Below are 12090 nucleotides of genomic sequence, written 5' to 3' on the forward strand. Positions count from 1 at the left end.
GTGCGCCCATAAATAGGTTGATGGCGAAAACGACTGTCTTAGAGCAAAGCTAGTACCTATGAGTAAAACTAGTGTCTATGAGCGAAATCCGTGTTAATGACTAGTCTCCCGGTATACCACTGAATCTATCGTGTATTTGCTCTCCCTACTCAAGTAGGGCGAGCATTTTTCTATTTAAAATCTAGTTGTTTGATAGTTTTTAACTATCAAACAAATTTAAAACTCCCATTATATTTCATGTTTCAGTTTCATTATGCTGTCACCAGTATTGATGATGAGAGACAAATGATGAATAACAGTGCACTGATCGTAGAGGGTGGCGCAATGCGAGGTATTTTTGCCAGTGGAGTGCTAGATGCCTTTATGAATCATGATTTTATGCCTTATGATTTTGCAATTGGTGTTTCTGCAGGGGCATCGAATTTAGTTGGTTATCTATCAAATTCTCCTCAACGTAGCTTTGAGGTCATCACTAAAATGGCGACGAACAAGCGGTTTTTTAATCCAGCGCGTTTTGCGAAGGGTGGGGATCTGGTTGATGTAAAGTGGTTATGGAATGAGTCTAATCAACGCTACCCACTTAACTGCGAGGCGCTTTTTTCCAGCATCCCCATGTTTGCGGCAGTGACGAATATTGATAGCGGTCTTGCTGATTATTATCGCGTGGAGCCTCATTCGTTATCCAATATTATTGAAGCAACAACCGCGCTCCCTATTGCTTACCGTCGCCCACCTTGTTTTTCGGGTGGTTGTTATACCGATGGTGGTGTCGCGGATTCTATTCCCGTAAGAGAAGCCTACCGTCGTGGTGCGCGTGATATTACGGTGATCTTGTCGCATCCACTGAGCTATGAAATGAAGACCAGTCGTTCAGCTTGGTTGGTTCAGGCCTTATTAGCGAAGTATCCGAATATTGCTCAAGCGATGAGGGTTCGAGCGGAAAACTACAATCAATCGCTAGAATTTATTAGGCATCCGCCGAAAGACGCGACGATCAGAGTGATCACACCTCCAGAGGATTTTGCCGTTAAGCGATTAACGATGAAGCAGAAGACTTTGCACCAAGGATATGAAATGGGGCTAGCGGCGGGTGAGGAACACTTGTCTATTCGTCGTGGTGAATACGGTTTACACCAAGAAAATTGTCATTTTTGTGTGTAGGGCGTAGTCATTTCATCGTGAAGGATCAAGCTAGAAAGGAGTACGGTGGTAAAAGCAAAGGCTACCTCCGTACTAAAACGACATGCGATAGCGGTTGATCTTCAGTTAAAATTTAAAGTAAGCCAGTTTTTGTGACAATTCGTCAGACGCTTGTGCCATGGTTTGAGATTGCTGAGCTAAACTTTGGCTAGTTTGCTTTATCTCACTAATGGAAGTGTGCACGACCGTCACGTTCTCATTCACGTCATTAGCGACAATCCCTTGTTGCTCTGCTGCCGCCGCGATCTGAGTGACCATGTCATAAGTTTGGTTTAGGCTGCTAACGGCACCATCCAGCTGTTCTTGCGTTTTTGTGGCGAGTTGAACACTGTGGGTGATCTTTTCTTGATTGGTCGCCATGACAGATAAGACACTGGTCGTACGCTTGTTTAGATCATCGATAGTGCTTTGTACTTGAGTGGTTGACTCTTGCGTTCGGCTAGCAAGGTTTCTCACCTCGTCGGCAACCACGGCAAAGCCACGACCTTGCTCACCAGCACGAGCGGCTTCAATAGCAGCATTTAACGCCAGTAAATTGGTTTGTTCAGAGACTTCGGTAATCACGCCGACGACGTTGCTAATATCAGCGACGCCTTGTTTCAATGAAGTCATCAGTTCATAAGTATCGGTAATGTCGTCTGAAATGGTGGCAATGTTGTCTAACGTGTATCCCATGCTTCGGCTGCCATCGCCAGCAAGGGCCTTGCTTTGCTCTGTGGTAGCAGAGGTGCGCTCTGCATTTTCTGCAATATCTTGAATGGTGGATGACATTTCATTCATCGCCGTCGCCAATTGCTCAAGTTGCTCATTTTGTGAGTTGATGCAGGTTGCTGTTTCTTCGCTGGTGGCGGCAATAGAGGCGGACAATTGGCCGGAATGACTGGCAGATTCTTTCGCAACCGATATGGTGTCGCGCAGTGTGTGCATCATTCGGTTGAGTTCGAGGCTTAGGATGCCAATCTCATCTTTGCGTTGCGTCGTTAAGTTTCGGCTAAGATCGCCATCGGCAACGTGGTGAACACTTTTCACTAGATCTTCAATAGGGACGACGATGTTTCGTGCAATGGCGCCACATAATAGAATCAGGAATATTGCCGCAATGCCATCAATAATCAGTTCTTTGATCATGGCTGATTTGAAACTGTCGTCTATATCAGACAGAGGAACACCCGAGCCAATGATCCAGTTCCATTGAGGAATATACGTCACATAGGTGATCTTCTCTGATTCGTCCCCCGAGGCGTCTTTCCAGTAATATTGCACGAAGCCTTGCCCTTGACTGGTCGCTAAGTCAATAAGTTGCTGCATAAAAGGCTTACCACGCGCATCTGTGATCCTAGAGGTACTCATTCCTTCATAGTGAGGTTGGGTTGGGTGCATGACGATCTTTTGATCTGAGCTAGCGATCCAAAAATATTTGTCGTGGTCAAAACTAAGTTGACGAATTGCCGCCATAGCCTGTGCTTTTGCTTGCTTTTTACCAATCTCAGAGCTAAGCGAAACGTAGTGTTCAGTGAGGGTTCTTGCAATATCAACATTGGCTTGAATGCTGTTCTTACGTTGTTCATAGCTATTGGATTTTTGTATGTTGAGATTAAACACACCAATAGAAAAAAGGATAATCACGGCAATGACAACGATGCATTGCAGTTTGGTTCGAATAGACAGGTTGCTGAGATTCACTTAGAGGTCCTCGAGGTGGGCTTTCGTCATTTGATGATTTTTATTGAGCAGTACTAAGAGGTTGTCGGCATGTTAACGCAGATGTTGATGCCCGTGATTAAGGACGTATAGGCAGTGTGAATGTTTGTATGGGGTGTACTATTAGTCGATCGAAGATAACGGAAGTTGTTATTCTTTTGGTGTATGAGTTTGGTGTTTTATATTTATCTGTGTGGGGGCACTACGCGGAGAAAGGGTTTCCAAGCCATTGATTAAGCCATTGATACAGTAGCTTGAGAAACCACGCTGTTTTTATAGTGGTGGTTGGCTTTCTTGGCCCTGAATTTGGGTTATTGCTTCGTCGCTGCAGCTTTCTTCAATACAACATTCGTCTTGTAGGAAACCGATAACGCCTTGTAAATGCTCATATTGTGCAACGCAATAAAGAGTACGACCTTCTCTGCGTTGAGTAAGTAAGTTTGCCGACGTTAAACTTGAAATATGATGGGATAGCGTAGAACCGGGAATATCTAGCCGCTCTTGGATTTCCCCTACTGGGATGCCTTGGTGCCCAGCGCGGACGACTTGCCGGTAGATCGCTAAACGCGTGACGTGACCCAGTTCTTTTAGTGCTTTGGCGGCGGTAGTGATCTGCATGAAGGTTCTCCCAAATATCCTATTTCGATAGTAATGGAAATTAGGAGTGCGCTCTAGCGATTTTTGACACTTTTATTCAGCCTTTTATCTTTTTTAACCATTTATCAACGAAAGGGTAAGTCATCGGGATAACGGCGTATAAAAGTAAACCAAACAGCATAGAACCAAATAGGTCGATAGGACGGTGCATACCAAGCCAGAGCCGGCTCATTGCCACGCTTGATGCCCAAACAATGGTTAAGACTGCCAAAAAATAGCGGCCACTATTTAACAATAGTCCACCAAAAAATAATACACATACCGTCGCAAAAATGGTGTGCCCAGACGGAAAGGAATAGTCGGTTTCACCCATCCAGTGCTTTGTTCTCCATGAGCTGACTTGCTCGGACACTTGATCAATCGCTTGATCTTTTTCGGCTAGGTTGAGGGTGTAAAAGTCGCTCGGAGTTTTAATGACATGCTGTTCAGCAAGTAAGTGGGTATAGGGGCGCGGGCTTTCAGTGACGTTCTTTAATAGAGACTTCGCGCCAAAGCTCAGCACTAGCAATAAGCCTAATTGAATAAGCAGATGCAGTTTAATAGGGGACTTTTTAATCACCCATGCCGTGGTGATGCTCAATATGGATAAGGTGATGAGAAAACCTTGGTGCCCTGCAGAATAGGTGAGCGTTTGCATCGCTTTACCTGTCATAGCATCGACATCACCGCGTAAAGGCAATGGATAAAAAAGTAGCGTAAGGGCAAATGTGACGGTAGCGAAGATAGCGAGGCAAATCATGCCAGATGTTTTGGTATCTTTGATCGAAGTAAGTGGCATGGTATCCGTCTGCTGAATTAAAGAGCGAGCATCATAATGGATTGTTAGGCAGTTTCGAACAGAGCAATGTCATAATGTGACATTGAGAGGGGCATGGTTGCCCTTTATCATCGCCAATGCTCAGCACACCTTTTCAAAGGCATGCTGTTCATAGGTGACGTGAGTCTAAAAATTCAACTTGCCGTTGCCGCGTAACAGGCTACAAATCGCGCATCAATGTTTCAAGTTCATCATTAGCACGCAAAATTAATGCATTAAGCTCATGCGCATCTTGGCAATGTAAAGGAATATTCCAGAGCTGGTTACTGTGTTCGTCGACACCCTGAATGTGGGTCACAGAGCCAGCGTGCTTGAACGTCAATTGTTCAAACTCTGAATCATGGTGTTCCTTTAATTCAACAATATCAATATCTAGGTGACCGATCGGGTTGATATCAATATTGACGTGGTGACCGTTGGATTCAGGGAGCAAAAAATTACGGTGTGTTTTGATCATGTTCCTCTCCTTGGTTACGTGTATTAAGGGGAAGCGCATTATTACAAGCTATTGCCTCAACTTCTGTTGATGAGATATTGCCGTTAGGCTTCCAGTCGTGGTGTCTTATTCGTTAACACGCTTAGTAAAAGTTTAGGATAAAACCAGAAGAGAAAAATGAAATTGTTATGAACGTTGATTTATATCAATGGAATTGAGAGTTCAGTTCTCATATTGCAGGAATATAGGCCTCAATAATTGGAGAACGGTTATTTAGTTGTGAAGTGCTCGCTCAATGCCGAACGACGATTCTGCCCTGGGCTATAACCATCCATTGGTACCGTGTGTTCGAACCCTTGTAATATGAATCGTTGGGGAGGTAATGCCGGAGTAATACGACGTAACTGAGGTGAGCGGGGTGTGCCTACTTTCTCGTAGACCCAAGTACCACTGCCTGTTTTTAGCTTGACAATGCGGCCATCAAACTCATATTGAGTAGCGATAAGGCGATGATTTCGTTGTACGCCGTGAGAGGCAAATGTGAGTATTTCGGTACTTTGTTTTGGCGCACCGATTTCAATCCAATTGCCATAGACCTGTGTTGGGGAGATGTGTTTTTGATGGCTGTTATAAAAGGCAAACCCTAGTACCGAAGCGAGAATAATCGATACCAACAAAATGATGATGAGCATTAAACTATCATTGCTTTGTGTGTGCTTTCCTCTGCGTGACGCCATTCACCACTCCCTTTTTTGGCCTTAATCATGATATCGGCCAGCTTAGCTATTACTTGAGCTTACATCCATTAATTGTAGGTTTAGATTGTAACAGTTTATCTGTCAGTCGTTGCAGGTTATTGAGCGGAGCTTCTCGTGAATGTTGGACATAAGACTTTTCTGTTAGTGGATTCATAAATTAAGCAAATAAATGCCCACTACGACCGTGTTATACCAATTGAGCAGCGTTATTGATCAATAACTTGTTTTACGTTAAATAGTGCGGTAAAACCATGTTTTTATGTTAGATACTTAAACAGGGAAGTCCCATGATAAAAGAAAATAGCTATTTTGATGGCGGCGTTAAATCGCTTGGTTTTACTCAAGCTGATGGTGATAGTAGTGTTGGCGTAATGGCTGCGGGTAGTTACACCTTTGGAACGGCAGCGCCGGAAAAAATGAGTGTAGTGAAAGGCGCATTAACGATTAAACGCAGCACCGACGCAGACTGGGTGACGTTTAACGCTGGCGAGAGCTTTGATGTTGAAGGTGACTCGAGTTTTGATGTAAAAGTCGAAACTCCAACCGCGTATTTGTGTGAATACTTGTAACTTAGTTCTGCACTAACCTTGCTACTTTACTAATGTTAGTGCTTTATTGATTAAACGATCATGGTGAGTGGAGTAAGCATCAGAAGTGATCGTTTGATGAATAAAATGACGCATCGACAAGTTGTCGATGCGTGACACATTAGCAGTGAATATCGTGTCCAAGTGTTTTTCCCTATGCCCAGTTAGTAAGTTTCAAATAGTCCGGCATTATAATCATCAATCGCCTGCTGAATCTCTTCTTTGCTGTTCATGACAAATGGACCGTAGTGAACCACAGGTTCGTTGATGGGCTCACCAGAGAAAATTAACATGCCAGACTCGCCTTTCGCGGTGAGCGCCAGCAAATCACCTTTTGATAACAGTGCTAACTCGCCCTGTTTCAGCATTTTCCCTTCAATCGTTGCTTGTCCAAGATACACGTAGACCATCGCATTGTGGTTGGCATCGAGTTGTAATTGAATACTTTGGTCGTGCGTTGCTTGCCAGTCTGCGACCATCAGTGGTACCCCCGTTTTTTGCAATGGACCAGTGGCAATGGCGTCATTAAACCCCACCTCGCCTGCAATAATACGAATGGAACCCATGTCGTCATCGGCTCGTTGTGTGATGGTTTCAGGCTGATAGTCATGGTACTGAGCCGGTATCATTTTGTTTTTCGCTGGTTGGTTTATCCATATCTGGAAACCGTGCAACGCGCCTTCTTCCATGATCGGCATTTCACTATGAATCACACCTTGACCTGCTGCCATCCATTGCGCGCCCCCAGATCGTAATTCACCCACGTTTCCCATGTGGTCACGATGTTGAAAGTGCCCTTGGCGCATGTAAGTGAGGGTTTCAATCCCTCGGTGAGGGTGTGGAGGAAAGCCACCAATATAGTCTTTTTTGTCGTCAGAACGGAGCTCATCAACCATTAAGAAAGGTGAAAACGCTTGATTATCAAACCCGTGTACACGACGAATCTTTACGCCATCACCATCAGAGGTGGCATGAGAAGGAATAATGTGTTGAACATTTCGATAGACAGTCATAATGAATCTCCTTGGTTTGGAATCACTATAGAACTCAAGTAGTGCGGGTTGCAGGGGAAAGAAGTGATTGAGTTGTTCAAAAAAATTGAAGGATGTTTTTATCGTGACCATGTAATGCGAGGTGAGCTAAGTCTATCCTTTATCCTAAGTCAGCCGTGTCTACCGCAGAAAAAGCTCAAGCAGCAATGGCAATATCGATAGCCGTATCAATAGTGGTAATCGAACGGATGTTCCGTATAATGACAATCGTTTGCTTCGTATAACCCCAATAATATGGTTTGGGGGTCTCTACCAGTGCCCTGAAAGTGCTGATTACGAAGAGTTAAGAGCATTAGTGTGCTCTTACTCTTTGTGTTGGTATCGGCTTAGGATACGCTCAATCCTTTTCTAGGTTCTAGGTTCTAGGTTCTAGGTTCTAAGCGATAAAGCGGCGACTGAATTTCGAAAAAATCGCTGATCCATTCCATACTAAGAGTAAGTGCACCCACAACACTAATTATAAAGGTGGAATATGAACGCATTTATTCAAGGTCTTCCAAAGGTAGAGCTGCATTTACACATCGAAGGTTCACTCGAGCCTGAATTACTATTTACACTGGCTCAGCGTAACAATATCGATTTGCCCTACTCATCACCAGAAGCGCTTCGCAAAGCCTATGAGTTTGATGATCTTCAGTCATTTTTAGATATCTATTATCAAGGGGCAAATGCGCTGATTACGGAGCAAGATTTTTACGACTTAACTTGGGCTTATTTACAGCGCTGCCATTCGGACAATGTTATTCATACCGAGATATTTTTTGATCCTCAGACACATACCGACCGCGGGATTGCGTTTGATACTGTGATCAGTGGCATTTATCGCGCTTTACAGGATGGCCGGCAGAAACTGGCTATTTCATCTCACATCATTATGTGTTTTCTTCGCCACTTGTCGGAAGAGTCAGCGATAGAAACCTTAAAGCTTGCACTTGATCATAAGGATAAGATCATAGGAGTTGGATTAGATTCATCAGAGCAAGGGCATCCACCGAAAAAATTTCAGAATGTTTTTGCACGGGCGAGAAATGAGGGATTCTTGACGGTGGCTCATGCTGGGGAAGAAGGGCCCGCGCAAAATATCGTTGATGCGATTGATATCCTTGGAGTGAGCCGTGTCGATCACGGCGTTCGCTGTGTAGACAGCCCTGAGTTGTTAGACTCGCTAATTGCGAGCCAAATGCCACTCACAGTCTGTCCGCTATCCAATATTAAATTACGTGTGTTTAATGATATGTCCCAACACAACATTGTGGAATTACTACGTAAAGGGGTTGCTGTGACAATTAACTCCGATGACCCGGCCTATTTCGGCGGTTATATGACGGATAACTTCCAAGCGGTGAGTGCTGCTCATACCATGACGTATAGTGAATTAGCTCAGTTTACGCTTAATGCCATTGACGCCAGTTTTATTGAATCTTCACTGAAACATGAATATCGACGTCGTGTTGAAGACTACCTTGGCAAGAATATTTAAGGGGCATCTTAAATGAAGTCGTCATCCCGAAGGTGGCAGCCTAAAAAGGAATGACGACTTTTCGTTACTCACATCTATGCCTAGACATAAGAGGGTTAGTATGAGTGGTAAAATGGCGATGAATCAATATGCTCTCGTTGCTTTATGAGTCTTTTATTAATGAATGTGATTGATTTCAAATTTGATATATTGAATTAATCGACGTCATATCAGCCAACATCGCCGTGACAAGCTATGCTTATAAAATTGGCTAGGTTGATGAATTGCGCCCAATTTCACAAGGATGCAAGTCGCTTCCGAAAAGAGGGTTTATGCCGCGCGACTCTGTGTACTGAAGACGAACGGTACTGGAGACGAGCGGTATAGCGAGAGGGCTCGGAGAAACGTAATGATAAAATATGGATTGTTGCTGTGCTTGTGCCTACCATTCTCGTCATTAGCAATGAATCGTTCATGGGAAGAGGTCACTCTACCAAGTGATGGGGAATCAAACTCGATTGGAAGCTATGCCAATGGCTGCCTAGCTGGAGGCGCAGAGCTTGCGCCAGCAGGTACGGGCTATCAAGTGATTCGGACTCAACGCAATCGTTATTACGGTCACGCCGATATGATCGATTATCTGACGTCACTTGCGGTTCGTGTCGATTCGTTGGGAATTGGTCGTATATTAGTTGGTGATATTGCTATGCCCCGGGGAGGGCGTTTTTCCTCAGGACATGCAAGTCATCAGACTGGATTAGACGCCGATATTTGGCTTCGACTTCCAGCTGCGCCATTGAGTGTTGAACAGCTTTCAACGCCCCAGCCTTATTCGGTGGTTGACCTTAATAGCTATCGCTTAGAAAAAGAGAAATGGACCGAGAGTCATGCGCTGTTAATTCAAACCGCAGCGGTTGATGAGCGGGTAGCTCGAATCTTTGTGCATCCGTTAATAAAGCAGCAATTGTGTGATACCGCTTGGAAGGATAGAACTTGGCTTAGAAAGGTTCGACCATGGTGGGGGCATTATTCGCACTTCCATGTTCGTTTGCATTGCCCTGAGGGCGATAGCCAATGTGTGGCGCAATCGCCACCACCAAAAGGTGATGGCTGCGGCGCAGAATTAGCGTCGTGGAAACCTAATCCTTATGTCGCGCCTAAACCTGCAAAACCCGTGGTCAAGCTCGCCGATAAACAGAAGAAAAAACCAACAAAACCTAAATATCAAGAGTGTGTAGCGTTACTTAATCAGTAATAGGCGTCATGCATGCCGTCAGTCTTTGGCTAGGTTCTCCAAGAGCTAGGTTCTCCAAGCAAAATGTGAATGTGTTTTTAGCGTATCAGCTTACTGAACACGATATTCAATGACCACTTGATTACCATCGATCCTCACGTTGGTGATTTCGCCATCAATGGTCAATTTCGTATTAAACAGGCGCTCGTCGATAGCGGCAACCCGAGCTGAGCCTTTTAGTGACGGTAAATGATGGTTAGGATTGATATGGAGCAATTTACAGAATCGGTCAATAAAGGGGGCATCTAATGGATGTTGACCGTTTAGGCGATTAGACAGTTCGACTTGACTGATGCTCAAGCGTTTCGCGACTTCCATCTGGGTAATGTGCATTTTTGCTTTTTGTGACATCCAGACGCTGTAGAGCGCTTCGGTATCTTGTAGTGTGTAATTCATGTGTGTTTAACCCTGCAATGACTAAGAGGACTAACGCCCCTTTATTTATGCGCAGTATTCAACCGTAATTACGTTTTATGGTTGTCAGGATTGAGAAAGCTAGGTAAGCGCTAGGTCGGGAAAATGACAATTTCAGGCAAAAATAATCAATCGTGAGAGTCTCCCCCCATCTTTCTAATCTGTAATCAGTAAAAGCTCCCACAATAGTAATGGGAGCTTTATTGCTTATCGCCAGTTGCTTATAGATTAATACTAATAAATTACAACAATACCGCGACAGATTTAGCCATTACATCGCAGCAGAAAAAATCTCAATAATTTCGTCGAGATCGGCTTTTCTCGGATTCGTTAATCCGCAGGCGTCCTTGAGAGCATTTTCTGCGAGTATACTTAGGTCCTCCCCTTTAACGCCTAGTTCTCTAAGGCCGTTAGGAATATGGACATCCGCAGACAGTGTTATAATTGCTTTTATAGCCGCGTCGGCGCCTTGTTTTGGGGTCATTCCAGTTGTATCAACCCCCATGGCGGTAGCGATATCATGTAGACGTTCTGGGCAAACAGAAGCATTAAATCGTTGTACGTGAGGTAATAATATCGCGTTACAAACTCCATGGGGAAGGTTGTAAAATCCCCCGAGTTGGTGGGCCATAGCATGCACATAACCGAGTGAAGCATTATTAAATGGCATACCCGCCATGAATTGGGCATATGCCATTTGTTCTCGCGCTTCTAAATTTTTCCCATCCTTAACAACAATGCGAAGATTAGTTTGAATCAACGCGATAGCCTTGATCGCAACTGCATCTGTGATTGGAGTTGCATTCGTTGATACATATGCCTCGATAGCATGGGTTAGAGCATCCATTCCTGTTGCGGCAGTTAAAGACGCAGGTTTGCCGAGCATGAGCTCTGGGTCGTTGACGGAAATGAGTGGTGTGGTGTTTTTGTCGACGATTGCCATTTTAATGTGACGAGATTCATCAGTGATGATACAAAATAATGTCATTTCTGACGCGGTACCAGCAGTAGTATTGATTGCAATGAGGGGAAGTTGGGGTTTACTTGATAAATTAACACCCTCGTAATCTTTAATACAACCTCCATTGGTTGCGACTAGGGCAATGCCTTTTGCGCAGTCGTGAGCACTACCGCCACCTAATGAAACAATAAAGTTGCAGTCATGGCTCTCTAATATAGCTAGCCCTTCATTGACATTGCTAATGGTTGGATTTGGTTGTGAGCCGTCAAACACTACGGTCTCAATGCCTTTCATAAACAGTTGTGTTTGTACGTTGTCGACGATGCCAAGTTTTGATAGCACTTTACCACAAACAATGAGGCCTTTTTTGAAGCCTTGGGATTGAATATTGTTAATAGCATCTTGTAAACAACCTGCACCCATTAAATTAATGGATGGAATGAAAAACGCTGACATAGATTACTCCATTTATTCTTATTTTTGTAAGAAGGGTAGACATTATAATTGTATTGTTAGTATTTATAATTGGTATTGTTGATAAGCCAATGCTGATGTTGTTATTTTCTAAGATTATAATAAATAACAATATTTCATAGTGTCAGTATAATGTCGTTTTATTGAGTGTTTTTTAAATGGGTTTCATAATGTTTCATTTTAATATTGATTTAATGATGTGGTTTTGGCGCATTATTAAGATGAATATATATTATTCAAGATATAATGAGTGTGGGAGAATAATAACTCAAGGCATAGA

13 protein-coding genes and 1 riboswitch are annotated in these 12090 nt (G+C 43.7%); of the genes, 4 read left to right on the top strand and 9 right to left on the bottom strand.

Annotated features, from left to right (window positions below):
* Positions 1-288: 288 nt before the first annotated feature.
* Positions 289-1161, top strand: coding sequence for a patatin-like phospholipase family protein (locus L4D05_RS12640; RefSeq protein WP_428794292.1), 873 nt, complete (start codon positions 289-291; stop codon positions 1159-1161).
* 105 nt (positions 1162-1266) lie between these two features.
* Here the strand turns inward: L4D05_RS12640 and L4D05_RS12645 are convergent, their stop codons facing one another.
* The 5 genes from L4D05_RS12645 to L4D05_RS12665 all read right to left on the bottom strand — a co-directional run bounded on the left by L4D05_RS12645 (position 1267) and on the right by L4D05_RS12665 (position 5503).
* A complete protein-coding gene (locus L4D05_RS12645; RefSeq protein ID WP_428794230.1) occupies positions 1267-2883 on the bottom strand; it encodes a methyl-accepting chemotaxis protein in 1617 nt (538 codons plus the stop codon).
* Between the two features lie 291 nt (positions 2884-3174).
* Positions 3175-3519, bottom strand: coding sequence for an ArsR/SmtB family transcription factor (locus L4D05_RS12650; RefSeq protein ID WP_428794231.1), 345 nt, complete (start codon positions 3517-3519; stop codon positions 3175-3177).
* A gap of 76 nt (positions 3520-3595) precedes the next feature.
* Positions 3596-4336, bottom strand: coding sequence for a phosphatase PAP2 family protein (locus L4D05_RS12655; RefSeq protein ID WP_428794232.1), 741 nt, complete (start codon positions 4334-4336; stop codon positions 3596-3598).
* Positions 4337-4535: 199 nt separating this feature from the next.
* Positions 4536-4832, bottom strand: a complete 297-nt coding sequence (locus tag L4D05_RS12660) for a hypothetical protein (RefSeq protein ID WP_428753103.1) — start codon at positions 4830-4832, stop codon at positions 4536-4538.
* Positions 4833-5080: 248 nt separating this feature from the next.
* Entirely contained in the window at positions 5081-5503 is a 423-nt protein-coding gene (locus tag L4D05_RS12665) for a DUF2850 domain-containing protein (protein WP_428753225.1), read from the bottom strand.
* A 353-nt stretch (positions 5504-5856) separates the two neighbouring features.
* On the opposite strand from L4D05_RS12665, the gene ppnP reads away from it, so the two are divergent.
* Positions 5857-6138: a pyrimidine/purine nucleoside phosphorylase gene (gene ppnP, locus L4D05_RS12670; protein ID WP_428794233.1), complete on the top strand. Its 282-nt coding sequence runs from the start codon at positions 5857-5859 to the stop codon at positions 6136-6138.
* A gap of 21 nt (positions 6139-6159) precedes the next feature.
* Here ppnP and L4D05_RS12675 read toward each other — a convergent pair whose 3' ends face one another.
* On the bottom strand, positions 6160-6300 hold the full coding sequence (locus L4D05_RS12675) for a hypothetical protein (RefSeq protein ID WP_428794234.1): 141 nt from the start codon (positions 6298-6300) through the stop codon (positions 6160-6162).
* A gap of 20 nt (positions 6301-6320) precedes the next feature.
* Positions 6321-7169, bottom strand: coding sequence for a pirin family protein (locus L4D05_RS12680; protein WP_428794235.1), 849 nt, complete (start codon positions 7167-7169; stop codon positions 6321-6323).
* Between the two features lie 235 nt (positions 7170-7404).
* Positions 7405-7504, top strand: a riboswitch (purine riboswitch).
* 176 nt (positions 7505-7680) lie between these two features.
* Here L4D05_RS12680 and L4D05_RS12685 point away from each other — a divergent pair.
* Together L4D05_RS12685 and mepA are read left to right on the top strand one after the other, a co-directional pair.
* Complete coding sequence (locus L4D05_RS12685) at positions 7681-8688, top strand: adenosine deaminase (RefSeq protein WP_428794236.1); 1008 nt, start codon at positions 7681-7683, stop codon at positions 8686-8688.
* A 388-nt stretch (positions 8689-9076) separates the two neighbouring features.
* On the top strand, positions 9077-9922 hold the full coding sequence (gene mepA, locus L4D05_RS12690) for a penicillin-insensitive murein endopeptidase (protein ID WP_428794237.1): 846 nt from the start codon (positions 9077-9079) through the stop codon (positions 9920-9922).
* A 90-nt stretch (positions 9923-10012) separates the two neighbouring features.
* Here the strand turns inward: mepA and L4D05_RS12695 are convergent, their stop codons facing one another.
* Positions 10013-10357, bottom strand: coding sequence for a helix-turn-helix domain-containing protein (locus tag L4D05_RS12695; protein ID WP_428753111.1), 345 nt, complete (start codon positions 10355-10357; stop codon positions 10013-10015).
* Positions 10358-10646: 289 nt separating this feature from the next.
* Positions 10647-11792, bottom strand: coding sequence for an L-threonine dehydrogenase (yiaY, locus tag L4D05_RS12700; RefSeq protein ID WP_428794238.1), 1146 nt, complete (start codon positions 11790-11792; stop codon positions 10647-10649).
* Between the last annotated feature and the right edge of the window lie 298 nt (positions 11793-12090).

This window comes from Vibrio nomapromontoriensis, assembly GCF_050337205.1.
Lineage (GTDB): Bacteria > Pseudomonadota > Gammaproteobacteria > Enterobacterales > Vibrionaceae > Vibrio > Vibrio nomapromontoriensis.